The sequence below is a fragment of the Mycobacterium alsense genome (genome assembly GCF_002086635.1).
Taxonomy (GTDB): Bacteria; Actinomycetota; Actinomycetes; order Mycobacteriales; family Mycobacteriaceae; genus Mycobacterium; species Mycobacterium alsense.
In genome coordinates this window covers 1-26,785 of record NZ_MVHD01000051.1, presented here as the reverse complement: position 1 = coordinate 26,785, position 26,785 = coordinate 1, and the positions used below count along the sequence as shown (strand labels likewise).

At 69.4% G+C, this 26,785-nt stretch carries 25 protein-coding genes; 13 read left to right on the top strand and 12 right to left on the bottom strand.

Annotation, left to right across the window (positions count from 1 at the left end):
* Positions 1–9: 9 nt before the first annotated feature.
* From BST11_RS21910 to BST11_RS21885, 6 genes are all read right to left on the bottom strand, one after another.
* Positions 10–852, bottom strand: coding sequence for an SDR family oxidoreductase (locus BST11_RS21910; protein ID WP_083140105.1), 843 nt, complete (start codon positions 850–852; stop codon positions 10–12).
* Positions 853–943: 91 nt separating this feature from the next.
* Positions 944–2,197, bottom strand: a complete 1,254-nt coding sequence (locus BST11_RS21905; RefSeq protein WP_142276490.1) for a TetR/AcrR family transcriptional regulator — start codon at positions 2,195–2,197, stop codon at positions 944–946.
* Between the two features lie 189 nt (positions 2,198–2,386).
* Positions 2,387–3,034, bottom strand: a complete 648-nt coding sequence (locus tag BST11_RS21900) for a nitroreductase family protein (RefSeq protein ID WP_083140103.1) — start codon at positions 3,032–3,034, stop codon at positions 2,387–2,389.
* A gap of 2 nt (positions 3,035–3,036) precedes the next feature.
* Entirely contained in the window at positions 3,037–4,128 is a 1,092-nt protein-coding gene (locus BST11_RS21895) for an acyl-CoA dehydrogenase family protein (RefSeq protein WP_083140102.1), read from the bottom strand.
* Entirely contained in the window at positions 4,125–5,282 is a 1,158-nt protein-coding gene (locus BST11_RS21890; protein ID WP_083140101.1) for an acyl-CoA dehydrogenase family protein, read from the bottom strand. Before BST11_RS21890 ends, BST11_RS21895 begins: the two co-directional genes overlap by 4 nt.
* A 12-nt stretch (positions 5,283–5,294) precedes the next feature.
* Positions 5,295–6,284, bottom strand: a complete 990-nt coding sequence (locus BST11_RS21885; RefSeq protein ID WP_083140100.1) for an SDR family NAD(P)-dependent oxidoreductase — start codon at positions 6,282–6,284, stop codon at positions 5,295–5,297.
* Between the two features lie 104 nt (positions 6,285–6,388).
* Between BST11_RS21885 and BST11_RS21880 the strand changes: the two genes are divergently transcribed.
* The 9 genes from BST11_RS21880 (at position 6,389) to BST11_RS21840 (ending at position 17,342) form a co-directional block, all read left to right on the top strand.
* The gene (locus BST11_RS21880) at positions 6,389–8,077 is read left to right on the top strand and encodes a nitric oxide reductase activation protein NorD (RefSeq protein WP_083140099.1); all 1,689 of its coding nucleotides are present in this window, start codon (positions 6,389–6,391) and stop codon (positions 8,075–8,077) included.
* Between the two features lie 123 nt (positions 8,078–8,200).
* Complete coding sequence (locus BST11_RS21875; RefSeq protein WP_083140098.1) at positions 8,201–9,040, top strand: CbbQ/NirQ/NorQ/GpvN family protein; 840 nt, start codon at positions 8,201–8,203, stop codon at positions 9,038–9,040.
* Positions 9,041–9,131: 91 nt separating this feature from the next.
* Positions 9,132–10,244: an ABC transporter substrate-binding protein gene (locus tag BST11_RS21870; protein WP_083140097.1), complete on the top strand. Its 1,113-nt coding sequence runs from the start codon at positions 9,132–9,134 to the stop codon at positions 10,242–10,244.
* Positions 10,245–10,251: 7 nt separating this feature from the next.
* Positions 10,252–11,406, top strand: a complete 1,155-nt coding sequence (locus BST11_RS21865) for a spirocyclase AveC family protein (RefSeq protein WP_083140096.1) — start codon at positions 10,252–10,254, stop codon at positions 11,404–11,406.
* The gene (locus BST11_RS21860; protein ID WP_083140095.1) at positions 11,399–12,391 is read left to right on the top strand and encodes an SDR family oxidoreductase; all 993 of its coding nucleotides are present in this window, start codon (positions 11,399–11,401) and stop codon (positions 12,389–12,391) included. Before BST11_RS21865 ends, BST11_RS21860 begins: the two co-directional genes overlap by 8 nt.
* Positions 12,391–13,608 carry a cytochrome P450 gene (locus BST11_RS21855; protein WP_083140094.1) on the top strand — a complete coding sequence of 406 codons (1,218 nt, stop codon included), beginning with the start codon at positions 12,391–12,393 and terminating at the stop codon, positions 13,606–13,608. The genes BST11_RS21860 and BST11_RS21855 overlap by 1 nt, the downstream gene beginning before the upstream one ends.
* A gap of 102 nt (positions 13,609–13,710) precedes the next feature.
* Positions 13,711–15,195 carry an aldehyde dehydrogenase family protein gene (locus tag BST11_RS21850; protein WP_083140093.1) on the top strand — a complete coding sequence of 495 codons (1,485 nt, stop codon included), beginning with the start codon at positions 13,711–13,713 and terminating at the stop codon, positions 15,193–15,195.
* A 192-nt stretch (positions 15,196–15,387) separates the two neighbouring features.
* On the top strand, positions 15,388–16,533 hold the full coding sequence (locus BST11_RS21845; protein ID WP_067325272.1) for a thiolase family protein: 1,146 nt from the start codon (positions 15,388–15,390) through the stop codon (positions 16,531–16,533).
* 62 nt (positions 16,534–16,595) lie between these two features.
* Positions 16,596–17,342, top strand: coding sequence for an enoyl-CoA hydratase-related protein (locus BST11_RS21840; RefSeq protein ID WP_244897744.1), 747 nt, complete (start codon positions 16,596–16,598; stop codon positions 17,340–17,342).
* A 24-nt stretch (positions 17,343–17,366) separates the two neighbouring features.
* Here the strand turns inward: BST11_RS21840 and BST11_RS21835 are convergent, their stop codons facing one another.
* From BST11_RS21835 to BST11_RS21825, 3 genes are read right to left on the bottom strand one after another with little or no spacing between them, the layout of a single operon-like run.
* Positions 17,367–18,395, bottom strand: a complete 1,029-nt coding sequence (locus tag BST11_RS21835) for an NAD(P)/FAD-dependent oxidoreductase (protein WP_083140091.1) — start codon at positions 18,393–18,395, stop codon at positions 17,367–17,369.
* Positions 18,392–18,910, bottom strand: coding sequence for an isoprenylcysteine carboxyl methyltransferase family protein (locus tag BST11_RS21830; protein WP_083140090.1), 519 nt, complete (start codon positions 18,908–18,910; stop codon positions 18,392–18,394). The genes BST11_RS21835 and BST11_RS21830 overlap by 4 nt, the downstream gene beginning before the upstream one ends.
* A gap of 20 nt (positions 18,911–18,930) precedes the next feature.
* Positions 18,931–20,082 carry a type III polyketide synthase gene (locus tag BST11_RS21825; protein ID WP_083140089.1) on the bottom strand — a complete coding sequence of 384 codons (1,152 nt, stop codon included), beginning with the start codon at positions 20,080–20,082 and terminating at the stop codon, positions 18,931–18,933.
* A gap of 57 nt (positions 20,083–20,139) precedes the next feature.
* Between BST11_RS21825 and BST11_RS21820 the strand changes: the two genes are divergently transcribed.
* A complete protein-coding gene (locus tag BST11_RS21820; RefSeq protein WP_083140088.1) occupies positions 20,140–21,285 on the top strand; it encodes an NAD(P)H-binding protein in 1,146 nt (381 codons plus the stop codon).
* Entirely contained in the window at positions 21,282–22,004 is a 723-nt protein-coding gene (locus tag BST11_RS21815; protein ID WP_083140087.1) for a CPBP family intramembrane glutamic endopeptidase, read from the top strand. The genes BST11_RS21820 and BST11_RS21815 overlap by 4 nt, the downstream gene beginning before the upstream one ends.
* Here BST11_RS21815 and BST11_RS21810 read toward each other — a convergent pair.
* Complete coding sequence (locus BST11_RS21810; protein WP_083140086.1) at positions 21,967–23,352, bottom strand: DUF2867 domain-containing protein; 1,386 nt, start codon at positions 23,350–23,352, stop codon at positions 21,967–21,969. The two genes, BST11_RS21815 and BST11_RS21810, sit on opposite strands and share 38 nt — an antisense overlap.
* An 85-nt stretch (positions 23,353–23,437) precedes the next feature.
* Positions 23,438–24,250 (bottom strand): enoyl-CoA hydratase, encoded by an 813-nt coding sequence (locus BST11_RS21805; protein WP_083140085.1) that lies wholly within the window; start codon positions 24,248–24,250, stop codon positions 23,438–23,440.
* Between the two features lie 94 nt (positions 24,251–24,344).
* Between BST11_RS21805 and BST11_RS21800 the strand changes: the two genes are divergently transcribed.
* Together BST11_RS21800 and BST11_RS21795 are read left to right on the top strand one after the other, a co-directional pair.
* The gene (locus tag BST11_RS21800; RefSeq protein WP_083140084.1) at positions 24,345–25,427 is read left to right on the top strand and encodes a CaiB/BaiF CoA transferase family protein; all 1,083 of its coding nucleotides are present in this window, start codon (positions 24,345–24,347) and stop codon (positions 25,425–25,427) included.
* 42 nt (positions 25,428–25,469) lie between these two features.
* Positions 25,470–26,231, top strand: coding sequence for a 3-hydroxyacyl-CoA dehydrogenase (locus BST11_RS21795; RefSeq protein WP_067325240.1), 762 nt, complete (start codon positions 25,470–25,472; stop codon positions 26,229–26,231).
* A 122-nt stretch (positions 26,232–26,353) separates the two neighbouring features.
* Here BST11_RS21795 and BST11_RS29005 read toward each other — a convergent pair whose 3' ends face one another.
* The gene (locus BST11_RS29005) at positions 26,354–26,485 is read right to left on the bottom strand and encodes a hypothetical protein (RefSeq protein WP_120313685.1); all 132 of its coding nucleotides are present in this window, start codon (positions 26,483–26,485) and stop codon (positions 26,354–26,356) included.
* Positions 26,486–26,785: the final 300 nt, after the last annotated feature.

Sequence of the window (26,785 nt, the reverse complement as noted above, 5' to 3'; positions counted from 1 at the left end):
GAAAACGGGCTAGAGCTTCACCTTGCCCATGATGAGGTCGATGATCGGCTTGCCCGGGGCGTAGGCGCCGGTCATCGAGGCCATGGTGTGGCCGGAGTCCACGAGCAGGGTGACGCCGCTGACGCCGCAGGCCGCCTCGCTGTTGAGGAAGGCCATCACGTCGCCCATCTGCTCGGGCGTGTGCACCTTGGAGCCGGTCTCGTCGCGGTAGTCCTGGGCGAAGGACAGCCACAGGTCGGCGTTGGCCTGGGCCAGCGGGGTGTCGGTCGGGCCGGGGCAGATCGCGTTGATGCGGATGCCCTTCTTCGCCAGCGGGTAGCCCTGGGTGGCCACGTAGGTGTTGATCACCTTCTTGCTGGTGCCGTAGTGGTTGATCCCCTCGGCCTCGTGCGCCTGGCACCATGCCTCGGCCGCCGCGAAGTCCGGCGTCGCCAGGAATTCCAGCATCAAATCCAGGTCGTTCTCCCAGCCCATGCCGGCGACCGAGGAGATGAAGCAGATGGCCGACCCGTTCGGCAGTTGGTCCTTTTCCAGCAGGCGGTCGATCAGGTGCCGGTGGCCGATGAAGTTGATCTTCATCAGGTCGATCGTTCCGTCGGCGACGCCGGCGGCGGAGAACACCGCGTGGATGGGACCGTTGACCTGCTCGAGGGCGGAATCGATGGACGCGGGGTCGCGCAGGTCCACCTGGACGGACTGGGCGACCTTGTAGTCCACCGGTGCGTAGTCCATCACGATGACTTCGGCGCCGAGTTCGGCCGCCGACTTGGCCGCCGCGGCGCCCATGCCCGTCGCGCCACCGACAATCAGCGCACGCTTGCCGTCGTAGCGCAAGCGATCGACAATGGTCATGGAAATCCCCTTCTCGGTATCTGCCAATCGGATTCTAGTCGCCCTACTGTATGTAGAACAGTTATTAGGTTCAATACCTAAGGTTCAACACCTAATGGCCGCGAACCGCGACCCCCCGCAGGACGGTGTCGCGGGCGTGCACCAGCGCCGCGCGCGTTCCGATGGCGCGCAGGATGTTCTCCGGTATCCATTGCAGGCCGATGAGGCAGCGCGCCAGCATCGTGGTGGACGGGGCGTCGATGCCGATCTCGCCGGACCGGATCCCTTCGGAGAGCAGCGATTTCATCTGCCGAAGGCGCGTCGCATACAACCAGCCGGGGTTGGGCGTGTTCGGCGGGGATTGGCGCATCCAGGCCAACTGGATCCTGAACTCGTCCGAGAACCGGTCGAGCGCGTTGACGTTGACCCAGCTCAGTGCGTCCAGCTTCTCGATCGCGGTGGCGTCCGAGCGCAGGACCGCGACCCAGCCGGCCTCCACCTTGCGGCCGAAGGATTCCATGATCGCGGCGAGCAGTTCGTCCTTGGAACCGATCACCCGGTAGACCGTCCCGGTGCCGAGGCCGGCCGCCGACGCGATGTCCCGGACGGTGGTGACCTCGTACCCGCGGCGGCCGAATTCCGCCCGCGCCACCGCGAGCACGTGGGCGGCCTTGTCGGTGGGATCGGCGTCGCTGTCGTCGGCCCAGGTGGCGATGACGTTCTTGGCGGCGGCGAATGCTTCCGACCGGTCCAGGGCCGCATCGGTGGGGGACCGAATTGCCAACCCCCGCAAGATGATTCGGCACAGCAACTCGGCCACCTGGTCGGCGGGCGAATTGTGGCGCATGACGTCGAGCCCGACCTGCAGCATGGTCTGGCAGATGCGGTCGGAGAGCGTGGGCAGGTCGATATCGGGCTTGATGTAGCCGCTCCACCTGCCGGCGCGCAGCGTCTGCAGCATCGCCTCCTGAATGGCCACGGGCCGCTGCTGGGTCAGCTTGATGAGCTCGGGATCCGCGCTGGGCCCCTCGTAGAACGACATCTGCAGGGCGGCGCCGTGGCGCACGGCGCAGTTGGCGATCGCCTTGCCCAGCTCGACGATCTGCTCGGAAACCGGCCGTGAATCGGGCTCGTCCAGCCGGGCCTGGGCCGTCCGCCCGATGCGGTCCAGGTCGTCCTGGTAGCGGCGGATCAGCTCGACCAGGATCGCCTCTTTGGACTCGAAATGGTGGTACAGGCTGCCGGGGAGGATGCCCGCCGCGTCCGCGATCTCCTGCAGCGACGTCCGCAATCCCGAGGAGGCGATCAGCGAGGCGGCGGTTTGCAGGATCTCGGCGCGGCGGGTTCCGGCGTCGTCGTTATCCATGTGGCCCGGCGCCGCCGCCCGGCCCTTGACCGATGGCTGGGCTCTGGCCATGGCTAGGGGCGCGCAACTCGGTACGACCGCGGATTTGCACGCATGCGCATCGCACTCCCACTCCGAACCAAATCTTTGTTAGAGGCTATCAGAATCCGGCGGAACAAACCCGCTGCACACAGCGCCGGCGGGCCCATTCTAAAACGCTGCCCCGTCCCAGCCGTCGCGCGCGACGACCTCGTCGACGGGCCGCCGGCGGGCCGGCCGAAAGGCGTGCCCGGCACGCAGCCGGGCCACCGGCAACAGGCAGCCCTGGGCGTAGGTCGGTGGAATGCCGAGCAGTTCGGCGACCTCGTGTTCGCGGTGCAGGTGCAGGGTCGTGATGCACGTCCCGTAGCCGCGGGTGTGCAGGGCGAGCTGAAAGTTCCACACCGCGGGGAAGATCGAGCCGTACAGCGTCGCCCGGTGAAACGACTCGTCGCCGTCGATGCGCGGTAGGTAGGGCTCGTAGCACGGGATCACCAGCATCGGGACGCGCGCGAGGTTCTCGACGAGCCACTCCGTCGACGACATGAGCCGGGTCTCCGGCGTGCCGGCCGGCATCAGGTCGGCGAGCAGTTGCCCGCCGACGCGCAGCAGGTACGCCTCGCGGTACAGCTCGGCGATCCTGGCGCGCAGCCCGGCGTCGGTGATCACCAGCCACCGCCAGGCCTGCTGGTTGGATCCGTTGGCAGCCTGGAGGCCGACGCGCAGGCACTGGCGGATGTCGTCCGCGTCGACCGGGGCGTCGAGGTCGAGCGTCTTGCGCGCCGAGCGGGTGGCGGTGAGCAGGTACTCGATGTCCATCGTCAGGCTCCCCTGTTCGCAAGGCGCGCACCGATTTCGGTGAGGTAGCGGTCGGGGGCGCCGAGCAGTTCGCTCCAGCTCAACAGGCGCTTGAGGTACAGATGGGCGTCGTGTTCCCAGGTGTAGCCGATGCCCCCCAACACCTGGATCGCCGTGTCGCCCACGGTGGCCAGCCGGCCGGCGAACGCCTTGGCCCGCATCGCGGCCAGCTGCCGCTCGTCGGGTCCCGCGTTGTCGGCGGCCCACAGCGCGTGGATGACGCCGCCGCGGGCCAACTCCACCGTCTCGTACATGTCGACGCACAGGTGCTGGACCGCCTGGAACGATCCGATGGGGTGCCCGAATTGCTTTCTCACCTTGGCGTATTCGACCGCGAGGTCCATGACCGCCCGCGCGGCGCCGAGCGCGTCGGCGGCGGTCGCGATCAGCACGTCGTCCCTCAGCGCGGCCACGTCGTCGGGGGCCGCCGTGGCCAGCCGGCGCCCGGGCGCCGCGTCGAGCGCGACGCGAAACCGCTTGCGGGTCTGGTCGATACCGTGCCGCGGCGCCACCGAGACGCCGGGGGAGTCGGTCTTGACGGCGAAAAGCCCGGCGTCGCGGCCGTCCCCGGCGAACACCAGCAGCACGTTGGCCGCGGCCGCGTCGGCCATCGCGACGTCACCCCGCAGCACGACGCGTCCGTCGCGCTCGCCGGTCGCGAGGCCGCCGCCGTCCAGCGGCCCGACCGCGGCGATCACGCCGCCGTCGGCGATGCCGGTCAAAAGCTCTGCCGCAGAATCCGTTCCGTCGAGCCGGGCCAGCGCCCGCACGGCGGCGACCGCCGTCGACAGCCACGGACCCGGGTGCAGCGCGGCGCCGAGTTCTTCGGCGACGACGCCGGCCTCGACCATGGTCATGCCGGCGCCGCCGTAGTCCTCGGGTACCAGCAGCCCGGTGGTGCCGAGGTCGGCCAGGCTGCGCCACACCGCGTCGGTGGTGCCGGACGGATCGTCGAGCAACGGGCGCACGTGGCTTGCGATCGGGGCCTTTTCGGCGAGAAAGCTCCGGGTGGTGTCGCGCAGCGCGACCTGCTCTTCGGTGAGTTCGAGGTTCATGCGCGCGGCAATCCGAGCACCCGCTGGGCGGTGATGTTCTTGTTGATCTGCGTCGTGCCGCCCGCGATGGTCAGCGACCGCGACGTCAGGCGGTAGTTCGCCCACGCCGCGTTGTCGCCGCGGGTGCCGAGCACGTCGAAGGCCAGCGCCGCCAGTTCCTGGCCGATCTCGCCCCACACCGTCTTGGCGAGGCTGGCCGAGGAGAACGCGGCGCCGTCCGAACCGCCGTGCAGCGTCGCCGAGATCGACCGCTGGCAGAGCACCTCGAGATACTTGATGCGGACGGCGATTTCGCCGAGCCGCCGCAGCGTCACCGGGTCGTCCAGGGAGCCGCGCGCGCCTCGTCTGATGTCGTCGACCAGTTCTTCGAGCCGCACCTGCATCTCGGCGTAGAGCCGCGCGGCGCCCGCGCGCTCGTGGCTGAGCGTGGTGGTGGCCACCTGCCAGCCCCCGTTCAGCGGCCCGAGCAGCGCGTCGGCCGGCACCCGCACGTCGTGAAAGAAGATCTCGGCGAAGTCGGTGTCGCCGTTGAGCGTGACGAGCGGGCGCACCTCGATGCCGGGCAGCCCCATGTCGACGATCAGGCAGGAGATCCCCTTGTGCTTCGGGGCCTCCGGGTCGGTGCGCACGTACAGCTGGCACCACTTCGCGCGGTGCCCCAGCGAGGTCCAGATCTTCTGGCCGTTGACGACGAAGTCGTCACCCTCACGCACCGCCCGGGTGCGCAGCGCGGCGAGGTCGGACCCGGCCTCCGGTTCCGACATGCCCTGACACCAGATGTCGTCGGCGCGCATCATCCTTGGCAGCAGCGTGGTCTTCTGGGTTTCGGTGCCGTAGTGCATGATTGCGGGCGCGATGTTGTTCATGCCGATGACGTTGAGCGGCAACGGGGCACGCGCGCGCGTGGTCTCCTCGGTGTAGACGAGCTGCTCGAGCACCGTCGCTCCCCGGCCGCCGTACTCCCGGGGCCAGGACACGGCCGCCCAGCCGGCGTCGGCCATGGTGCGATTCCACGCGCGCTGCTGCTCGAAGGCCGCGTCGTCGTGGCCGGCGGCGCGCCGGGCGGCGATCAGCTCGGCGGTGAGGTTCGCGGACAGCCAGTCGCGCAGTTCGGTGCGGAACTTTTCCACTTCCGCTGGGTAGGTGAAATCCACTGTGCTGTGACTCTAGCCCGTGTCGCGCCCGGGTTCGGGGAAAGCGACCTCCGCGTTGCCCGGCATGGCGTTGACGCCGCGCCGCTCGCAGACCTCCAGCACCTCGTCGACGATGGACGCGGGCACGATGAAGCGGTCGGTGGCCGAGATCTGCTCGAGGTGTGCCTCGATGTCCTCGGCGGTCGGTTCGGTGTCGGCATCCGCCAGCCAGCCCTCGCTCAGTCCCACGAACACCCGGGCGTAGCGCCCGGCGGCGGCCGAGTAGTTGCGGTGGGTGAACGTGCAGGCGGTGCTGGCCAGGAACGTGACCAGCGGCACTACCAGTTCGGGCCGGATCGCGCGCATGAAGCCGGATTCGGCCAGGAACTTCTCGTCGCCGACGGTCTCGGTGACCATGCGCGAGAACCCGGTGGGCATAACGGAATTGGCGAGGATCCCGTGCGCTTCGCCCTCGATCGCGATCACGTTGGTCAACCCGACCAGCCCCGCCTTGGCCGCGGCGTAGTGGGCCTCCATGGGCTGACCGAAGATCCCCGCGGACGACGAGACGAACACGAACCGTCCGCCGCCGTTGGCCTTCATGACGCGATAGGCGGGCTGGGAGAGGTGAAAGCCGCCGTCGAGGTGCACGCGCAGCATCCGGGTCCACTCGTCGTGCGGGAGGTCCTCGAAGGGCACGCTGTTGAAGATCCCGGCGTTGCTGACGACCGCGTCGAGGCGTCCGAACGCCCCGACGGCGGCGTCGACGATCGCCTGGCCGCCCGCGGGGCTGTCGACGGAGTCGTAGGAGGCGATCGCCGTGCCGCCCGCGCCCCTGATCTCGTCGACCACCGCGTCGGCGACGCGCGAGTCGGCGGCCTCGTCCGGGAGGCCGCGCATTCCGCCGCCGAGGTCGTTGACCACCACCGCGGCGCCGCGGCGCGCCAGGTCCAGTGCGTAGAGCCGACCCAGCCCGCGGCCCGCGCCGGTCACCACCGCGACCCGGCCGGTGAAGTCAATCATGCTGCGCTCCTTGGCAAGTGCGACCCACCGTCCCCTGCGATTGACCGCGGGTGGAACCGGACCCTACGCTGGAACAGATATTTGGTCAACTTGCTGGAAGGCCTATGAGAAACGAAGCCCTTGGCGACAAACTGGCAGCCCTCGGCATGTTCGCCTCCGCCCTTGCGGGCCGGCCGGTGGCGGTCGCGGAGCTGCCGGCGGGTGAGTCGGCGTGGACCGACGGCCAGACCATCTACGTCGACGGTTCGGCGCGGGCGAAGCTCACGATCCTGGCGGTGCAGGCCTCGCTGATCGCCGCCGGCAGCCTGGACCCCGACGTCGTGCGTCCCCTGGTGCGCCATCCCCGGCTGGCCCGGCGCTACTTGGCGCTCGAGGGCCACCGCGCCCTGGTGGCCAACAGCGTGCTGCTGCCGCCCGTCCTGGCCCCGGTGGGCGACCGCGAGATCGCGGCGCGCAGCGATTCGCCCGCCGCGTCGCTGGAAATCGCCGGAAGGCGGGGGGCGCTTGACGACCCGCCGCCCGAATTCGGCCTGATCCGCGCGGGGAAGGTCCTGGCCGCCGGCGCCCACGCGGCCAAACAGGAGGACCAGGCGAGCCCGCAGCACGTTCCGCGCCGTCAGGGCGCCAAAGAACTGGAAGAGCTCGATGACGGCGCGATCGACGATTCCGACGATCCCGACTTGTTCACCAGCCCCGTCGGCGGCGGCGGCTTCATCGGCAAGTGGCTGAAAAAGATGCTGTCTTCCGCGCGCAAGACCGGGAGCGGCGGCGGGCCGCCGGGGGCGGACAGCCCCACGCACCGGACGAACCGCACCAACCGCGGCTTGCACGCGGTGACGTCGCTGGCGTCGACCGCCGGCGACGACGTCGACGACGACCCCGACGCCGCCGCCGACGGTGTGACCTATCCGGAATGGGACGCGGCGCGCAGGCGCTACCGGCCCGCGTGGTGCACCGTGCGCGAGGTCGAGCCGACGATCAAGGCGTCGGCGACCCACGCGATCGAAGCCGCGATCGGCGTGCGGCGCCCGCTGTCGCGGCTCGGGATGGGCCTGCACCGCCGGCACCGCCAATCCCAGGGCGACGACATCGACATCGACGCGGCCGTCGAAGCCCGGGTGGAGGTGCTGGCCGGATCGGTGCCCGACGAGGCGGTCTACCTCGACAGCCTGCGGCGCCGGCGCGACCTGTCGGTGCTGCTTCTCCTCGACGTGTCGGGGTCGGCGGCGGAGCCCGGAACGATCGGGCGCACGGTGCACGAGCAACAGCGCGCCGCGGTCGCCAACCTGACCGTCGCACTGCACGATCTCGGTGACCGGGTCGCGCTGTACGCCTACTACTCCCAGGGCCGCCGCGCGGTGAGCATGGTGCCGGTGAAACGCTTCGACGACCACCTCGACACGCACGTCATGCGGCGGCTGAACAGCCTCGAGCCCGGCGCGTACTCGCGCCTCGGCGCGGCCATCCGCCACGGCTCGGCCGTGCTGGAGGCGCGTGGCGGGACGTCGCGGCGGCTGCTGGTGGTGCTGTCGGACGGGCTCGCGTACGACCAGGGGTACGAGCGGGCCTACGGCGCTGCGGACGCGCGCCGCGCCCTCACCGAGGCGCGCCGCCGCGGCACCGGCTGCGTGTGCCTGACGATCGGCGCGGGAACCGACGTGGGATCGTTGCGCAAGGTTTTCGGCAGCGCCGCGCACGCGACGATCGCGCGGCCCGAGCAACTCGCCGGGGTGATCGGGCCGCTTTTCCGGTCGGCGCTGCGCTCGGCGGAGGTCCGCCGGAAGGTGTCGTGACTGCTGATGCCCTGTGCCAGAACGCAGTTGGCGCGCCGGCGGCCCGGCGCCGCGGACCGCGGCACTTGAAACAAACATCTGTTCCGGATAGGCTGCCACCAACCCGGCGGGAGAAGGGACACCATGGGCAACGAGTCCGGCCTTGCTTACCGGATCGGCATGATCCCGGAGGCGGAGACGGTGCGGCCCTACTACGAGGCGATCGGCAACGAAGAGGCCATCTTCAAGGTGGCCTACCACCAGGGCCTGGCGCTCGTGTTGAAGGGGCCGACGGGCTGCGGCAAGACCCGCTTCGTGGAGGCGATGGCCCACGACCTGGGCCGGCCGCTGATCACCGTGGCCTGCCATGACGACCTGACCACCGCGGACCTGGTCGGCCGGTTTCTGCTGCAGGGCGACGAGACGGTGTGGGTGGACGGGCCGCTGACCCGGGCGGTGCGCGAGGGCGCGATCTGCTACCTGGACGAGGTGGTGGAGGCGCGGCAGGACACCACCGTGGTGTTGCACCCGCTCGCCGACTACCGGCGGCAGCTGCCCATCGAGCGCCTCGGCGTCACGCTGGACGCCGCGCCCGGATTCGGCCTGGTGGTGTCCTACAACCCGGGCTACCAGAGCGTGCTCAAGGACCTCAAGGACTCGACGCGCCAGCGCATGGTGGCCATCGAATTCGGTTTCCCCGCAGCCGATGTCGAAGAGGGAATCGTCGCGCACGAGGCGGGCGTGGACGCCGCCACCGCCGCTCAGCTGGTGCGCTTCGGGCAGGCCATCCGCCGCCTGGAGACCGGCGGGCTGCGTGAGGTGGCGTCGACGCGCGTGCTGATCGCGGCGGGCAGGCTGATCGCGGAGGGCCTGAGCATGCCGGAAGCGGCCCGTGCCGCGATCGCCGGACCGCTCACCGACGACGCCGCCGTGGGCAGGGGTTTGGCCGAGATGATCGAGGTCTATCTGGGCGGGGGCGGATAGACGATTGACGCTGCATACCGCCGCCGCTAGGGTCTGAACAAATATTAGGTTTTCTGGATCGGCGCGCCTGAGTTCATCCCCGGGAGGTCACGTGTCCTACGAAAGCAGCGCGGAGCCGATCAAGGTCGGCTACCTGATGGACTTCACCCTTCCGCCGGGATTCCCGGAGGAGTTGCTGGCCTCGTTCACCCGGTGCTTCGACCTGATCTTCGAGGAAGCCCATGAGCAGGGGTTGATGGATCGACCGGTCCAGATGATCTATCGCGAGGTGGAGGGCCTGCCCAAGGGGTCGGTCAAGGCGGTCATCGACGCGTACGGCGAGCTGGTGGACGAGGGCTGCCTCGTCGTCTTCGGACCCAACATCACCGACAATTGCGTGGCGACCAAGGAAGCCATCGAGGAACGCTTCAAGGTGCCGGCGATCAGCGTCACCGGCACCGACGACTGGCTGGGCGAATGGACGTTCTCCTTCCCGCAGGGGTCCATGACCGACGAGCCGATCTTCATCACTGACCTCGTGGCCAAGCGCGGGCTGAAGGAGATCGGCGTCCTCGTCGAGCAAAATCTCATCGGCGAGAGCTATCTGAAGAACCTGCGAAGTGCGTGTGCCCGCAAGGGGATTCGGATCGTCGCGGAGGCCACCATCGCTCAGACCGCCCAGGACATCAACGAGGCGGTGCGCACCCTGCACGACGCCAAGGCCGAGGCGATCGTGCATTTCGGCTTCGGATTCGGGATCGTGTTCATCAACCCGGCGCTGGAGGCCGTCGACTGGGACCCGCCGCGGTTCACCACGACGGCGTTTCAGAACGCCTGGGTCAACCCGATCATGTGGAACGCGTTCATGGGCTGGATCGGGGTCGACCAATACGACGAAGCCAACCCGATCGGCCAGGACTTCCTGGACCGCTACGCGGGGAAGTACGGCGGCAGTCGCCCGGAATATTGCGTGTCGGTGGTCAACCGCGACGTCGCCGCGACGCTGGTCCGTGCATTCACCGACGCGCATCCGCTGAGCCCGCGGGGGGTCAAGGAGGCGCTCGAGCGGGTGAAGATGATGCCCGCCGCATCGGGGGCGCCGGGCACGCGGGTGTCGTTCGGCAAGTGGACGCGGCGGGCGTGGATGGGCGCGGGCTACCTGGTGGCCCGAACACTGGACGCTGACGGCGTCAACTCGCACCTGGTCGACCGCTTCGGAGAGTGAGGCGCACATGAGCACCGACCAATCGGCACCGCTGGTGCAAGACGACAAGCCGGCCGACGCGGCGGCGGGGCGCAAGGTCAACTGGGGTCGCTGGATCGCCGGCGCGGCGCTGGCGGCGTTCGTCCTCTTCTTCATCGCGAACATGCGCGTCGCCCTGGACCCGCGCGTCGCCAACCCCAACGTGCAGGGGCGGCCCCGGCCGGTGAAGTTCATCTTCGGTTTGGACTACATGACGTTCATCCAGATCTCCACCTTGATCATGCTGATCGTGCTGCTGGTGGTGTTCGTCCGAGGGTGGCGCCGCAACCCCGGCAGCCCGGCGATGCTGATGTTCCTGTGCACCACGCTGATCGTGTGGCAGGACCCGATCATGAACTGGGCCCCGTTCGCCGTCTACAACCCCGACCTCATCCACTGGCCCGAATCCTGGCCGCTGGTGTCCATCTCGCCGACCGTCGAGCCGTTCGTCGTATTCGGTTACGTCACTTTCTATTTCGGTCCTTACTTCCCCGCGGTGTGGATCCTGCGCAAGCTGCAGGCCAAATACGGGCCGACGTCCTTCGTGTCGCGGCACCCGCTGGTCAGCCTGGGCGCGCTGACCTGCGCGATCGGGTTCGTCTTCGACGCGTGGCTCGAGATCCAGCTCGTCCACATGGGCATGTACATCTACTCGCAGGTGATCCCATGGGGTTCGGTGTTCACCGGCACGACGTTCCAGTTCCCGCTCATCTGGGAGTCGTTCTCGGTGACCTTCGTGATGGTGCCCGCGGCGATCCTGTGCTACCGCGACGACACCGGGAAGTCGGTGGCCGAGAAGCTCGCCGCCAAGGCCAAGCTGTTCCCGACCCGCCCCGTGCTGGGCACGTTTTTGGTGATGTTCACCATCATCAACATCTCGTATTTCGCCTATGGAACCTGGTTCTGGGTCATCAAGGTCAGCCACGCCGCGACGTCGGTGGCCTGCCCGTGGCCCTACCCGGAGGCCAAAGTGTATGACCCGCAAGGCTATTACGAGAAGGCCGGCGCCCGGGGCCCGTTCTCCGTGGGCATCTGGTCGACGTGGGCCAACGGGGAGCCCAACGGGCGGCCGCACGTCGAGTCGCCCCCGCCGGGACAGGGCCCCTGCGCTGTGCAGGACCACAACGCGGGCAAGAATGGCTGAGCCGCGCACCGTCGTCATCACCGGCGCGTCCCGCGGTCTGGGGTTCGCCTCGGCCGTGCGCCTGTATCGCGAAGGCTGGCGCGTGGTCGCCGCGATGCGCACACCCGACAAGGGGATCAAGCTGTTGCGTGAGGCGACAGGGGCGGGCGAGGACGACGACCGGCTGATCGCGGTGGGGCTCGACCTGCTGGATCCCGCGTCGGTCGCCGCGGCGGGCAAGGCGATCGAGGAGGCCGTCGGCGCACCCTACGCGGTGGTGCACAATGCCGGGATCTCCGCCGCCGGAATGGTGGAGGAGACCGATATGGCGCTGTGGCAGAAGATGTTTGCCACCACCGTGCTGGGCCCCGTCGCGCTGACCCAGGCCCTGCTGCCGTCGATGCGGGCGGCGGGGGAAGGGCGAATCGTGCTGGTGTCCAGCGAGGCGGGCGTGCGCGGACAGCCGGCCACCGCGCCGTACTCGGCGGCCAAGGGCGCGCTCGAGCGATGGGGCGAATCCCTGGCGTGCGAGATCGCGCCGTTCGGCCTCGGTGTCACGGTCCTGGTCGCCGGCACCTACGACACCGAAATCATCACCGACGCGGGCACCACCGACGATCGCGATCTCGCGGGCCCCTACGCCCGCCTGCACCAAACCATGAACACCCGCGGGCGATTCGCTATGAAAATGGCCCGGCCGCCCGAACGGTTCGCCGACGGCCTGGTCAGGGCGCTGGATGACGCCAAGCCGTTCCGGCGCCGCGGGGTGGGACCGGACGCGTCGATGTTGTTGGCGTTCAACCGGATCCTTCCGGCGGCGGGCATGCACCACCTGTCACGGATCGTGCTGGGCATACCCAGGCAGGGCTCGATGCGGGGCGGGGCGTGGCCGTTGACAACGGTGCAAAAGGCGATGGTGCTGGTTGCGCGCGTCGTGCCGCAGCCGGTGTTGCGGCGCTTACAGTCGCTGGCGGCCAAGCGCAGCAAGGGAAATGAGGAACTGTAATGGAACAGCTTTTCGACGACCTGGAGGACTTCGGCGCCTTCGACGACGCGATCTCCGGTGACGTGCGCGACCCCTACACCGAACTGGCGCGGCTGCGGCGCGAGGAGCCGGTGCAGCGACTCGAGACGTCGGGAGCGCTTCCGCACGAGGAATCGCTGCCGATGTTCATCGTGTACCGCTATGAGGACGTCCAGCAGATGCTGCGTGACAACGAGACGTTCTCGTCGTCGGCCGTCATCGCCGCGTTCGGACCGGTCCTGGGCGAGGGGGTCATGCTCGGCATGGACGAGCCGATCCACGGTCGGTTGCGCTCGCTGGTCTCAAAGGCCTTCTCGCAGAAGTCATTGGCGCGGTGGCAGGACGAGCTGGTCGGTCGGGTGGCGAACAGCCTGATCGACAAGTTCGCGCCCAAGGGCAGGGCGGACCTGGTGAAGGAGTTCACCTTCGACTATCCCAGCCAGGTCATCGCGGGTCTGTTGGGTTTGCCCGAGCAGGACTACCCGCAGTTCCAGCGGTGGTCGATCTCGCTGCTGAGCTGGCTGATGAACCCGGAACGCGGGCTCGCGGCGTCGGCGGCGCTGTGCGACTACTTCGCGCCGATCCTGCGGGCGCGCCGCGCGGAGCCGAAGGACGACCTGATCAGCGCGCTGGCCGCGGCCGAGATCGACGGGCAGAAGCTGGCGGACGAGGAGATCTACTCGTTCCTGCGGCTGCTGCTGCCCGCGGGCGTGGAGACGACCTACCGGGCGCTGGGCAGCCTGCTGTTGGGGCTGCTGTCCGATCCCCCGCAGTTGGACGCCATCCGCGCGGACCGGTCCCTGCTGCCGCAGGCCATCGAGGAGGGTGTGCGGTGGGAACCGCCGCTGCTGACCATCACCCGGGTGGCGACGCGCGACACGGAACTCGGCGGGGTGGCGATCCCGGCCGGCGCGACGGTGATGCCGATGCTGGGCTCGGCGAACCGGCAGGAAGACCGCTATCCCGATCCGGACGCGTTCAACATTTTCCGGCAGCAGAAGCCGAACCTCGCCTGGGGGTACGGCGTGCACGTGTGCCTCGGCATGCACCTGGCCCGGCTGGAAATGCGGACCGCCATCAATCTGCTGCTGGACCGGCTGCCGAATCTGCGGCTGGATCCCGCCGGGGACGACCCGCACGTCCGGGGCCAGGTCTTCCGGTCGCCGACCTCGGTGCCGGTGCTGTTCGACCCCCGATAACCAGGCCCCGCGAAGGTTGCACCTTGCCAATCGGCTAGTTTCCAGTAAGGCTCTCCATAAAACTTACTTAGCCCCTCAACGATCCAGAAGAGAGTGACAGGAATGACTGACACTGTAAAGGTCCGGTTCGAGCCGAAGATGATGATCGACGGCAAGCTCGTCGACGGCCAGGCCGGCACCTTCACCAACATCAACCCGGCGACCGAGGAGCCGCTCGGCGAGGTCGCCGACGCGTCGAAGGAGGACATGCACCGGGCCATCGACGCCGCCCGGCGGGCCTTCGACGAGACCGACTGGTCGACGAACCGCGAGCTGCGCAAGCGCTGCCTGCTGCAGCTGCACGATGCGATCGAAGCCGAGAAGGAAGAGCTGCGCGAGGAGCTCATCCTCGAAGTGGGCTCGCCGCGGGCCATCACCTTCGGGCCGCAACTGGACGCGCCGCTTCAGGACGGGCTGAGGTACCCGGCCAGGCTGATCGACGAGTACGCGTGGGAGACCGAGCTCGGCGACCGGGTGGTCAGCCTCACCGGCGCCAACACCGGCGTCAAGGTGTGGCGTGAGCCGGTCGGCGTGGTCGGGGCCATCGTGCCGTGGAACTTCCCGTTCGAGGTCACCATCAACAAGCTCGGCCAGGCGCTGGGCACCGGCAACACGGTGGTGCTAAAGCCGGCGCCCAACACCCCGTTCAACGCGACCCGGCTGGGCCGGCTGATCGCCGAGAAGACCGACATCCCGGCCGGTGTCGTCAACGTGGTGACCGCGTCGGATCACTTTGTGGGCGAGGAGCTCACGCTGTCGCCCAAGGTCGACCTGATCTCGTTCACCGGCTCGACGGTGGTCGGTAAGCGGATCATGGAAAAGGGTGCGGCGACCATGAAGCGGCTCTTCCTCGAGCTCGGCGGCAAATCGGCCACCATCGTCTTGGAAGATGCCGACTTCGGGATGGCTTGCGCGATCGGCATTGCGCCGTGCATGCACGCCGGGCAGGGTTGCGCCAACCCGACGCGGCTGCTGCTGCCGCGGTCGCGCTACGACGAGGGCGTGGCAATCCTGAAGGGCATCTACGAGAACGTCACCTGCGGCGACCCGCAAGACCCCGGAACGCTCTGCGGCCCGGTGATTTCGGAGAAGCAGCGCGACCGCGTGATGGGCTACATCCGCAAGGGCGTCGAAGAGGGCGCCACCGCGCTGGTCGGCGGACCGGATGCGCCGACCGGGTTCGACAAGGGATTCTACGTCCGGCCAACGCTTTTCACCGACGTCGACAACAAGATGACCATCGCCCAAGAGGAGATCTTCGGCCCGGTGCTGTGCGTCATCCCGTTCGACGACGAGGAGGACGCCATCCGCATCGCCAACGACAGCATGTACGGACTGGCCGGCAACGTGATGTCCGGTTCGGTGGAGCATTCGCTGGCGGTGGCCCGTCGAATCAGGGCCGGCTTCATGAGCGCCAACGGCGGCGCGCCCTATGGCGCCGACACGCCGTTCGGCGGCTACAAGTACAGCGGCGTGGGGCGGCAGAACGGTGTCGCCGGCTTCGACCAGTACACCGAGATCAAGTCGGTCGGGTACCCCGCCGGCTGACTCGGCGGGCAATCTCGGCGTCCGATGGTGTTCGCCGCCCGGGCGCGCACTCAGCGCCCTGGCAACCGTCGTCTGGGCGCGGCGGTCGATAGGCCACCCCGGTCTCTGCCCTCCCAACGCGTTGGTTGACAATCGAGGCAAGGCCGACTTCTTGACACCCGTCTGAAGTCCTAGCGTCAAAGGAGACATCTCATGGCTGAAGCCGTCATCGTCGAGGCGGTCCGCTCACCGATCGGGAAGCGCAACGGCGGTCTGTCCGGGGTGCACCCGGCCGACCTGTCCGCGCAGGTCCTCAACGGGCTGGTCGACAAGACCGGCATCGACCCCGCGATCGTCGACGATGTGATCTGGGGCTGCGTCATGCAGGCCGGCGAGCAGACCCTCGACATCGGGCGCACCGCGCTGCTGACCGCCGGCTGGCCCGAGACCGTACCGGGCGTGACCGTCGACCGGCAGTGCGGGTCGAGCCAGCAATCCGTTCACTTCGCCGCGGCCGGCGTTGTGGCCGGGCACTACGACGTCGTCGTCGCCGGCGGCGTCGAGTCGATGTCTCGTACCCCCATGGGCGCGACGCTGGCCAACGGCGGCAACCCATACCCGCAGGGTTTCAAGGACCGGTACCGCCAGACGCCCAATCAGGGCATCGGCGCCGAGATGATCGCCGAGCAGTGGGGGCTGAGCCGCACCGCGCTCGACGAGTTCTCCCTGGGGTCGCACGAAAAGGCCGCCGCCGCACAGGATTCCGGTGCCTTCGATGACCAGATCGTGGGCATCAAGGACCAGGACGGCAACGTCGTACTCAAGGACGAGGGCATCCGCCGCGGCACCCCGATGGAAAAGATGGCGTCGCTGAAGCCGGCGTTCAAGGAGGACGGCGTGATCCACGCCGGCAACTCCTCGCAGATCTCCGACGGCTCGGCCGCGATTCTTTTCATGTCGGCCGAGAAGGCAAAGTCGTTGGGCCTCAAGCCGATCGCCAAGGTGCACACCGCGACGCTGGCCGGGGCCGACCCGGTGATCATGCTGACCGCCCCGATCCCGGCGACCCAGAAGGCGCTGAAGCGCTCCGGCCTGAGCATCGACGACATCGGGGCCTATGAGGTCAACGAGGCGTTCGCGCCGGTCCCATTGGCGTGGCTGAAGGACATCGGCGCCGACGAGAAGAAACTCAACCCCAACGGCGGTGCCATCGCGCTGGGCCACCCCCTCGGCGGGTCGGGGGCGCGGCTGATGACGACGCTGCTCTACCACATGCGCGACAAGGGAATTCGCTACGGCCTGCAGACGATGTGCGAGGGCGGCGGCCAGGCCAACGCCACCATCCTGGAACTGCTGTGACGAACGCCCCGGAAGGGGGCGGCGGCGAGGCCGCGGTGCTGGTCGAGCACCGCGGCGACGTCATGGTCATCACTATCAACCGGCCCGAGGCCCGCAATGCCGTCAACGCGGCCGTCAGCATCGGCGTCGGGGACGCGTTGGAGCAAGCGCAAAACGACGCGGGAGTGCGCGCGGTAGTGATCACCGGCGCCGGCGACAAGTCGTTTTGCGCCGGGGCCGACCTCAAGGCCATCTCGCGCCGGGAGAACCTGTATCACCCCGACCACGCCGAGTGGGGTTTCGCCGGATACGTGCACCACTTCATCGACAAGCCCACGATCGCCGCGGTCAACGGCACCGCCCTGGGCGGCGGCACCGAGCTCGCGCTCGCCAGCGACCTGGTGGTCGCCGGGGAGCGGGCCGAGTTTGGGCTGCCGGAGGTCAAACGCGGGCTCATCGCGGCGGCCGGCGGCGTGTTCCGGATCGTCCACCAGCTGCCCCGGAAGGTCGCGCTCGAGCTGCTGTTGACCGGCGAGCCGATCACCGCGTCCGACGCCCTCGGGTGGGGGCTGATCAACCAGGTCGTCGCGGACGGCTCGGTGCTCGACGCGGCGCTGGCATTCGCCGCGCGGGTGACCGTCAACGCACCGCTGTCGGTGCAGGCCAGCAAGCGCATCGCCTACGGGGTCGACGACGGCCTGATCGTCGACGAGGAGCCGGGCTGGGAGCGCACCGTGCGCGAGATGCGCACCCTGATCCGGTCCGAGGACGCCAAGGAAGGGCCCCTGGCGTTCGCCGAGAAGCGCGAACCGGTCTGGAAGGCCCGCTAGGCCCGGTCTGCTCGGGCCGCCCCGCTAGTGCGCCAGGGCGTTCACGCCCCAGCGGAACAGCGGCGGCAACGCCGCGGCCGCGGGCACGATGGCGCGCCGCGTCACGGGCGGCGCGCTGGCCAGCACCAGCGCGCGGGTGAGCGTCCGATAGCTGCGGGTGACCCGGTGCCACTCGGCCTCGTACGCCGCCGGCGCGTCCTCGACGATCGCGTCGACGGCCGCCGCCGCTTGCTTGACCGCGAGGCTGATGCCCTCGCCGGTGAGCGCGTCCTCGTATCCGGCCGCGTCACCGACCAGCAGCACCCGGCCCGCGACGCGGCGCGAAACCACCTGGCGCAGCGGGCCGCAGCCGCGTGCGTGCCCGCGGTCGGCGCCGTCGAGCTGCCGGGCCAGCCACGGGAACCAGGACAGGTCGGGCCGCCCGCCGGATAGGATCGCCACGCCGACCAGGTCCGGCTCGACCGGCGTCACGTACGCCTCACCCCGGCGCGACCAGTGCACCTCGACGAACTCCGACCACGCCGGCACGCGGAAGTGCCACCGCACGCCGTGGCGGCGCGGTTTGCCGGCCGTGGCCTTGATGCCGACGGCGCGGCGCACCGGCGAGTGCAGCCCGTCGGCGGCCACCAACCACTTCGCGCGCACACCCGCGGCCGTCACCCCGCGCGCGTCCTGCGCAACGTTGGTCACCCGGGCCCGAATCCACTCGGTGTCTTGCTCTTTGGCCCGCGCCGCCAGCGCCGCGTGCAGCGTGGTGCGCCGCACGCCGCGGCCCGGCCCGCTGCGGAACCGCGCCTCCGCCCGACGGTTTTTGTCGCCGAGCTCGCTCACGTAGGCGATGCCGCGGAAGGGCATGCCCGCCGGGTCCACGCCGAGCGACGTCAGCTCGGCCAGGCCGCCGGGCATCAGCCCCTCGCCGCACGCCTTGTCGATGGGGCCCTCGCGCGGTTCGGCCACGACCACCGACAGCCCCCGGCGGCGCGCGTGCAACGCGGTGGCGAGGCCTCCCGGTCCGCCGCCCACGATCAGCAGGTCGGCGTCGTAGTCGCTCACGTGTAGCCCGTCATCGGTTTGTATCCCAAAGCCGAGTTCTCCACCCGCAGGCGCACCCGGAGCACCAGTGCGTTGGCCAGCGTGAAGGCGAGCGCGGTCAACCACGCGGTGTGCACCAGCGGCAGCGCGAACCCTTCGGCCACCACAGCAACATAGTTGGGGTGGTGCAGCCACCGGTAGGGGCCCTCGCGCACCAACGGCGCGTCGGGCAACACGATCACCCGGGTGTTCCACCGCCGCCCCAGCGTTTTGATGCACCACCAGCGCAGGCCCTGGCTGGCCGCCACCACGGCCAGCATCGGCCAGCCCAGCCAGGGCAGGAACGGCCGGTGCAGGGCCAACGGCTCGACGACGCAGCCCACCAGCAGCGCCGTGTGGATGGCGACCATCGCCACGTAGTGCGGGCGGCCAAATTCCTTGGCGCCCTGGTCAAAAGACCATTGTGCGTTCCGCTTGGACACCACGAGCTCGACGAGGCGCTCCAGCCCGACCGCAAGGACCAGCAGGTAGTACATGGCTACAGTCTTTACCAGCCCTACCAGGCCAGCAGCACCAGCTCGGAGCAAAACGCCGGGCCCATCGCGATCATCAGCCCGATCGACCCCGGCGCCGGCGGGTCGGCCATGTTGGCGCGCAGCACGTCCAGGACCGACACCGACGACAGGTTCCCGTTGGTGCGCAACGAGTTTCGCGTGTGGTTGAGGGCGTCGCCGGGCAGATCGAGCACGTTCTCGACGGCCTCTATCACCCGGGGGCCGCCGGGGTGGCACACCCAGGTCGACACGTCCTGCGGGGTCAGGCCATGGTCGGCCAAAAACCAGCGGACGTCGTCGCCCAGGTATTTTTCGGTGACCGTGGCGACGTCGACCGACAACACGATCCGAAAGCCGTCGCTGCCGATCTTCCAGCCCATGACCCCCTCGGTGTCGGGATAGATCCGGCTTCGCGTGGCCAGCACCCTAGGACCGGCGCCCGCGGCGGCGCGTTGGCCGCCCTTGGCGATGACCGCGGCCGCGCCGTCGCCAAAGAGGCTGGTGGCGACCAGGTTTGCCATGGAATTGTCGTGCGGCTGGATGGTCAGCGAGCACAGTTCGACCGCCAGCAGCGCCGCGACCTGGTCGGGGAAGGCCCGCAGGTAGTCGTGCATGCGGGCGACCCCGGCCGCGCCGGCCACGCAGCCCAGGCCGAACAGCGGGATGCGCTTGACGTCCTGGCGCAGTCCGACCCTGTTGGCCAGGCGGGCCTCCAGCGTCGGCACGGCGAGGCCGGTGACCGTGGTCGAGAACACGATGTCGACCTCCGAGGGCCTGACCTTCGCCTCGTCGAGCGCCGCCAAAAACGCTTGTTCGCACAGGTCAAGCGCGGTTTCGACGTAGGTGTCGTTCGCCTCGGTGAAGCCGCTGAGCTTGCCATAACGCGACAGCGGCATGGCGATGTTCCTGAACTCGACGCCGCTGCTGCGGGCGAACCGCCGGAATTCCGGCCCGGCGAAGCCGCTGAGCGCGCGGACCGCCTCTTCCTGCGTGTAGCGGTTGGGCGGGAACTTGACGGCCACGCCCGAAACGGTCGGATGACTAGCTGGTGTGTTCGGTGTTCTTGTTGCTGTCGTTTTTGTTGCTGTCGTTTTAGTTGCTGTCGATTTTGTGGCACTCACGCGTGCGGAACTGCCCCCGATGATCTCCTCCATGTCCTGCTCACGGTGCCGGCACCGCATCGGTTCAATTGCCTGGTTAGTGTCGGGTGTATGCGGATTCTCGTCACCGGCGCCACCGGCTATGTCGGATCGCGGCTCGTCACCGCGCTCTTGGCGAATGGGCACCAGGTCGTTACGGCGACACGAAACCCAAAGCGGCTCAAGGCTTTCGGGTGGTTCGGCGACGTCGCACCAGTCACCCTCGACGCGTCGGATCCGGTGTCGGCGCAGGCGGGGATGGACGCCGCGGGCCCGCTCGACGTCGTGTATTACCTGGTACACGCGATCGGGCAGCCCGGCTTCCGCGACGCCGACCGGGCCGCGGCCGCGAACCTCGCGGAGGCGGCCCGGGGCGCCGGCGTTCGGCGGATCGTCTACCTGGGCGGCTTCGTGCCCGCCGACGAGGCGCTGTCCGAGCACCTGACCAGCCGGGCCGAGGTGGCCGAGGCCCTGACGATCGAGGACGGCCCGGAGCTGGTGTGGCTGGGCGCCGCACTGATCATCGGCGCCGGGTCGACGTCGTTCGAGATGATGCGTTACGTGGCCGACCGGTTCCCGCTCATCCCGATTCCGAGCTGGATGGACAACCCGATCGATCCGATCTCCATCCGCGATGTGTTGCATTACCTGGTGGCCGCGGCGGACCAAGCCCTGGTGCCCGCCGGCGCCTACGACATCTCCGGCCCCACCACGACCTCGTACCGGGGGCTGCTCCAGACCTACGCGCGCGTCTCGGGTCGGTGGCACGCCGGCCTGCCAGTCGGCAGGGTCGACACGGCGCTGGCATCGCTGGTCACCGGGGTCGCTCTGCCGGTACCCCCGGGGCTGGCCGCCGACCTGGTCGAGTCGCTGGACCACCCGATGGTGGCCTCGGTCAGCGGCCTGCGCGACCTGGTGCCCGACCCGCCCGGGGGGTTGCTCGGCGTCGAGGACGCCATCACCCTCGCGCTGGCCGGAACCGGTGGCCGGCCGCGGCCGGTCAACGCGCTGACCGATCCCCATCAGCTGGCCGACAGCGATCCCGTGTGGGCCGGCGGCGACGCCCTGCGCATCCGCCGGCTCGCCCGCGCCATCACCCCGCGCATCGCGAGACCCACCCTGCGGCTGGTCGACAGCGTGCCGGGCCCGCTCGCGGGCGCGCTGCGCACCGGGCTGGACATCGTGGTGGCGCTGAACGCGAGGGTGCGGCCCGCGTGAGCGGTTCGGCCGCCCCGTACCGCGCCGGCGTCGCCTCCGAGCTGTGGCGTGCCGTCACCAATGTGGCTGTGCCCCATAACGAGTCGCCCGCGGTGGTGCGGCGCCGCCGCGTCGTCGTGGCCATCACGCTGGTGCTCGGCGCGGTGGTGCTGGGGTTTTCGATGCGCCGCCACCCGGGCGAGTCCAGTTTCTACTGGCTGACGCTGGCGCTGGCCGCCGTCTGGCTGGTCGGCGGACTCGTTTCGGGCCCTGTGCATTTGGGGGGGATCTGCTGGCGCGGCCGCAACCAGCGGCCCGTCATCACCGGGACGACCGTCGGCCTGCTGCTCGGCGGCGCCTTCGTGGTGGGCGGCATGGTCGCCCGCGAGATACCGTCCGTTGCGGCATTGGTCAGCCGGGTGCTGCTGTTCACCCACGGCGGATGGTTCTGGCTCGTCGTGGTGATCACCTTGGTCAATGGCGTCGCCGAGGAGATCTTTTTTCGCGGTGCGCTCTACACCGCGCTGGGGCGGCGAAATCCGGTGGTCGTCTCGACCATCCTGTATGTCGCTGCCACCCTCGCCAGCGGGAACGCGATGCTGGGTTTCGCCGGGATCATCCTGGGGACGGTGTGCGCGCTGGAACGCCGGGCCAGTGGCGGGGTGCTGGCGCCGGTGCTGACCCATTTGGTGTGGGGCCTGGTCATGGTGCTCGTCCTGCCCCCGCTGTTCGGTGTTTGACCGGCGCCGCGGCGTCGCGGGCCAAGGTGCGCAACGCTCTGCTCCGCGACGGTCGCGACAGCGCCCAGTACAACAGCCCGACCAGCCCGGCGGGCAGCAGCAGGGTCCGCTGCGTCAGTTCGCTGCCGCCCCCGTCGCGGGGCGCGACCGTGATGTCGAGCCACCGCTCGCCGACCGGGCGGCGGCCGGCCCGCAGCAGCAGCCGGCTGCCGGGTTCGCGCTCCGCCACGCTCCAGCCCTTGCGTAGCCGGCGTCGGGCGACCGAGTCCTCGACGGCTCGCCATACGTCTCCGGGCTCGGCGGTCGCCTCCGTCGTCCGGACGGTCGCCAACCTGGTCTCGCCGGTCCAGTCCGGGTCGGTGGGCAGCGGCTCGGCGGGATCCGACCGCAGTGAGGCCCAGGTGGCGGCGTCGATCCCGCGCGTGGCGCGGTCGAGCGCCAACTCGACGGCGCGCCGGTAGGGGGTGAGGCCGCCCGGTGGCGGGTCGATGATCGAGTCGATGTCCGCGTTGCGCATCACCGCGTCGCATTCCAGCGATTCGATCAGCGGCCGGGCCAGCCGGGGTGGGATCGGGGTGACGGCCCCGACCCACAGGCTGGCGATCGTCGGCGTCAGGAAGGGCAGCACGACCAGGTACCGCTTGCCCAGCCCGGCGACCTGTGCGTACACCCGCATCATGTCGCCGTACTCGAGTACGTCGGGTCCGCCGATGTCCCACGTCCGCGACTTCTCTACCATCGGCACCCGCGCCGTCGCCGCGGCGACGAGGTAGTACAGCACGTCGCGCACCGCGATGGGCTGAATCCTGTTGTGCACCCACTTCGGCGTGGTCATCACCGGGAGGCGGTCCGTGAGGTGCCGGATGAGTTCGAACGACGCCGAGCCCGCGCCGATCACCACGCCGGCCTGCAGCACCACGGTGTCGATGCCGGAGTCGATGAGGGCCGTACCGACCGCCGCGCGCGACTCGAGGTGCGCGGACAGCCGGACGCCCTCCGGATGCAGCCCGCTGAGGTACACCACGCGCCGCACGCCGGCTCGGTGAGCGGCCGCGACCACGTTGCGCACGGCGCGTCCCTCCTCGGCGGCGAAGTCCTTGGATGCCCCCATCGAGTGGACCAGGTAGTAGACGACGTCGACGTCGTCGAACGCGGCGACCAGCGAATCGAGATCACCGAGGTCGCCGCGCGCCACCTCGGCCCGGCCGCGCCATGGCACGTCGGCCAACTTGTTCGGGTTGCGTGCCAGTGCGCGGACCCGGTGACCCTCGTCGAGTAGTCGCGGCACCAGCCTGGCGCCGATGTAGCCCGTCGCTCCGGTTACCAGACAGCGAACGCTTTCCGCCATCGGCTCTCCATTCGTCGCTCGATCCTCGCCCAACCATTGGGGCCCGCCATGGGGGAGGATTGCCAGCGCCGGCCGGAGTAAGCGCTTAGCGGTCGGTGAAGTTCGGGGCGCGACGCTGCTGGAATGCCGTTGCACCCTCGAGGAAGTCGTGCGACACCAGCAGGCGCGACTGGCCTTCGAACTCCCGCTCCAGGGTGGCGTCGAGTTCGGTGAGGGTGGCCGCGTTGATCGCCTGCTTGGTCTTGGCGAACGCCACCGCCGGGCCCGCCAGCAACCGGTCGATCACCTTGTCCACCTCGGCGTCGAACTCCGCGGCCGGGTAGACGGCGGTCACCAGGCCGGCGGCCAGCGCGTCGGCGGCGGGCAACCGCTCGGCCAGCAGCGCCATGCGCATCGCGCGGATCCGGCCGACGGCCGCGGCGATCAACGCCGACGCGCCGCCGTCGGGCATCAACCCGATCTTGGTGAACGCGAGCATGAAAAACGCCGCGTCCGAAGCCAATACAACGTCACAGGCCAGGGCGATGGAAACCCCGACGCCCGCCGCCGGACCCTGCACGATGGCGACCACCGGACGCGGGACGGCGACAATGGCCCGCACCAGCCGGTTGATCTCCAGGATGATCTCGTCGGGCGAGACGCCGCCGCCATCGGACATGTCGTCGGCGCCGATGCCCGCCCCCGAGCAGAAGCCGCGGCCGGCGCCCCCGAGGCGCACCACCTTGACCTCGGGGTCGGTGGCCGCGCGCTCCATCGCGTCGGCGAGACCGGTGATCACCGGGATGGTCAGCGAGTTCAGGCTGTCGGGGCGGTCGATGGTCAACGACAGCACACCGTGGCTCAGGGTGACGTCGAGTCCGGTGACGGGGGACAACGTGTCGATCGCGGATTGCGGCATGGGCTCACCATAGGTGACCGGGATGCGGGGCCGCCGGGGGCGGCTGCGAAGATGCGAAGCGAACGGGCGTCGGTGCGGACGAAAGGTCGAGATCGTGGCGGGACCGCTGAAGGGACTTCGGGTTGTCGAGCTGGCCGGCATCGGGCCGGGCCCGCACGCCGCGATGATCCTGGGGGATCTGGGCGCCGACGTGGTGCGCATCGACCGGCCGTCGGGCAGTTCGAGCGGCGTCGTCAAGGACGCCATGAGCCGCAACCGGCGCATCGTGACCGCCGACCTGAAGTCCGAACCGGGACGCGAACTCGTCCTCAAGCTGATCGCGAAAGCCGACGTGCTGATCGAGGGCTACCGCCCCGGCGTCACCGAACGGCTCGGCCTCGGCCCCGAGCAGTGCGCGGCGGTCAACGACCGCCTGATCTACGCCCGGATGACCGGCTGGGGACAGACCGGTCCGCGCAGCCAACAGGCGGGGCACGACATCAACTACATCTCGCTGAACGGAATCCTGCACTCCATCGGCCGCGTCAACGAGCGCCCGGTGCCGCCGCTGAACCTGGTCGGTGACTTCGGCGGCGGCTCGATGTTCCTGTTGGTCGGGATCCTGTCGGCGCTGTGGGAGCGGCAGAGCTCCGGCAAAGGTCAGGTCATCGACGCCGCGATGGTCGACGGGTCGAGCGTCCTGGTCCAGATGATGTGGCAGATGCGCGCCTCGGGCATGTGGACCGACGTGCGAGGCACCAACATGCTCGACGGCGGCGCCCCCTACTACGACACCTACGAGTGCGCCGACGGCCGCTACGTCGCCGTCGGCGCCATCGAGCCGCAGTTCTACGCGGCCATGCTGGCCGGGCTGGGCCTCGACGCCGCCGACCTGCCCCCGCAGAACGACGTCACCCGGTGGCCCGAGCTGCGGGCCGTGCTGACCGAGAAGTTCGCCGGCCACGACCGCGACCACTGGGCCAAGGTGTTCGCCGACTCCGACGCGTGCGTGACCCCGGTGCTGGCCTTCGGCGAGGTGCAGACCGAGCCGCACATCACCGAGCGCAGCACGTTCTACGAAGTCGACGGCGGCCTGCAGCCGCTGCCGGCGCCGCGGTTCTCGCGCTCCGCGCCGGGCACGCCCCACCCGGCGGCGCCGGCGACCGACGTCGAGGCGGTACTCAAGGACTGGGTATAGTCCCCAACCAACTGGTTGGCTGGACAAGAGGGAAGGACTCGCATGGAGATCAAGGACGCCGTGGCCGTCGTCACCGGGGGCGCCTCGGGGCTGGGCCTGGCCACCACCAAGCGGCTACTCGACCGGGGTGCGCAGGTGGTCGTGCTGGACCTGCGCGGCGAGGAAGCGGTCCGCGAGCTGGGCGACCGCGCGCGCTTCGTCGAGGCCGACGTCACCGACGAGACCGCCGTCGGCAAGGCGCTGGACGCCGCGGAGGCGATGGGCACGCTGCGCATCAACGTCAACTGCGCCGGCATCGGCAACGCCATCAAGACCCTGTCCAAGGACGGCCCGTTCCCCCTGGACGCGTTCAAGAAGGTGGTCGGGGTGAACCTGATCGGCACGTTCAACGTGCTGCGGCTGGCCGCCGAGCGCATCGCCAAGACCGAACCGGTCGGCGCCAACGGCGAGGAGCGCGGCGTCATCATCAACACCGCCTCGGTCGCGGCGTTCGAGGGCCAGATCGGTCAGGCCGCCTACTCCGCGTCCAAGGGCGGCGTGGTGGGCATGACGCTGCCGATCGCGCGCGACCTGTCGCGCGAGCTCATCCGCGTGGTGACGATCGCGCCCGGGCTGTTCAAGACGCCGCTGCTGGGTTCGCTCCCCGAGGAGGCCCAGGTCTCGCTGGGCAAGCAGGTGCCGCACCCGGCCCGGCTGGGCGACCCCGACGAGTACGGGGCGCTGGCCGTGCACATCGTCGAAAACCCGATGCTCAACGGCGAGGTCATCCGGCTCGACGGCGCGATCCGCATGGCCCCGCGCTGACCCGACCAAACGAAAGCCCCCCGCGTCGCGGGGGGCTTTCGGATTGAGAAGTATTTACCGACGAAACCATCGGGTGATCGCGGGTTCGGCCATCAGCAGCCGTGCTAGCACGCTCATGGCGGTCAGCTGGCCGTGGGCAGCGGGTGCGGGTCTTCGAACTGCTCGGAGGTCTCACCTTCCACCAGCACGTCGCCGTGGTAGAGGGCCTCGAAGTCAGCCTTGATGACGTCGGCACTCGAGTCGTCGATCCACATGACACTGAGCGTATGGGTTTCCTCTAAGGAATCATTGAGTCACGATTCGGAAAATCGTGGCAATTTACTCGCCGGTAGGTTTGTCGGGCCCGGGGACCGGATTTGGCCGCTGAACGGCTCAGATGCCGTCGGGACGGCGAGGGCGCCGCGCGCTCGGGCCGGAAGGCTCAAGCGCTTGGGGAGCTCGTTGAACCAACGGCCCACCGCAGACGTTACTTGAGGGTAATGTTGTTTGACACCTGTCAGTTACCACTGATAAGTTACCGCGAGTCAGGGGGTCGGGGCGGATTAGGGGGATGG

Bases quoted from the DNA above. Each gene is read 5' to 3' on its own strand.
- BST11_RS21885 (WP_083140100.1), bottom strand. From the start codon at position 6,284: ATGATTGACTTCACCGGCCGGGTCGCGGTGGTGACCGGCGCGGGCCGC.
- BST11_RS21865 (WP_083140096.1), top strand. From the start codon at position 10,252: ATGAGCACCGACCAATCGGCACCGCTGGTGCAAGACGACAAGCCGGCC.
- BST11_RS21900 (WP_083140103.1), bottom strand. From the start codon at position 3,034: ATGGACATCGAGTACCTGCTCACCGCCACCCGCTCGGCGCGCAAGACG.
- BST11_RS21860 (WP_083140095.1), top strand. From the start codon at position 11,399: ATGGCTGAGCCGCGCACCGTCGTCATCACCGGCGCGTCCCGCGGTCTG.
- BST11_RS21875 (WP_083140098.1), top strand. From the start codon at position 8,201: ATGGGCAACGAGTCCGGCCTTGCTTACCGGATCGGCATGATCCCGGAG.
- BST11_RS21795 (WP_067325240.1), top strand. From the start codon at position 25,470: ATGGAGATCAAGGACGCCGTGGCCGTCGTCACCGGGGGCGCCTCGGGG.
- BST11_RS21910 (WP_083140105.1), bottom strand. From the start codon at position 852: ATGACCATTGTCGATCGCTTGCGCTACGACGGCAAGCGTGCGCTGATT.
- BST11_RS21825 (WP_083140089.1), bottom strand. From the start codon at position 20,082: ATGGAGGAGATCATCGGGGGCAGTTCCGCACGCGTGAGTGCCACAAAA.
- BST11_RS21805 (WP_083140085.1), bottom strand. From the start codon at position 24,250: ATGCCGCAATCCGCGATCGACACGTTGTCCCCCGTCACCGGACTCGAC.
- BST11_RS21855 (WP_083140094.1), top strand. From the start codon at position 12,391: ATGGAACAGCTTTTCGACGACCTGGAGGACTTCGGCGCCTTCGACGAC.
- BST11_RS21895 (WP_083140102.1), bottom strand. From the start codon at position 4,128: ATGAACCTCGAACTCACCGAAGAGCAGGTCGCGCTGCGCGACACCACC.
- BST11_RS21820 (WP_083140088.1), top strand. From the start codon at position 20,140: ATGCGGATTCTCGTCACCGGCGCCACCGGCTATGTCGGATCGCGGCTC.
- BST11_RS21840 (WP_244897744.1), top strand. From the start codon at position 16,596: ATGGTCATCACTATCAACCGGCCCGAGGCCCGCAATGCCGTCAACGCG.
- BST11_RS21810 (WP_083140086.1), bottom strand. From the start codon at position 23,352: ATGGCGGAAAGCGTTCGCTGTCTGGTAACCGGAGCGACGGGCTACATC.
- BST11_RS21880 (WP_083140099.1), top strand. From the start codon at position 6,389: ATGAGAAACGAAGCCCTTGGCGACAAACTGGCAGCCCTCGGCATGTTC.
- BST11_RS29005 (WP_120313685.1), bottom strand. From the start codon at position 26,485: ATGTGGATCGACGACTCGAGTGCCGACGTCATCAAGGCTGACTTCGAG.
- BST11_RS21850 (WP_083140093.1), top strand. From the start codon at position 13,711: ATGACTGACACTGTAAAGGTCCGGTTCGAGCCGAAGATGATGATCGAC.
- BST11_RS21905 (WP_142276490.1), bottom strand. From the start codon at position 2,197: ATGGATAACGACGACGCCGGAACCCGCCGCGCCGAGATCCTGCAAACC.
- BST11_RS21845 (WP_067325272.1), top strand. From the start codon at position 15,388: ATGGCTGAAGCCGTCATCGTCGAGGCGGTCCGCTCACCGATCGGGAAG.
- BST11_RS21830 (WP_083140090.1), bottom strand. From the start codon at position 18,910: ATGTACTACCTGCTGGTCCTTGCGGTCGGGCTGGAGCGCCTCGTCGAG.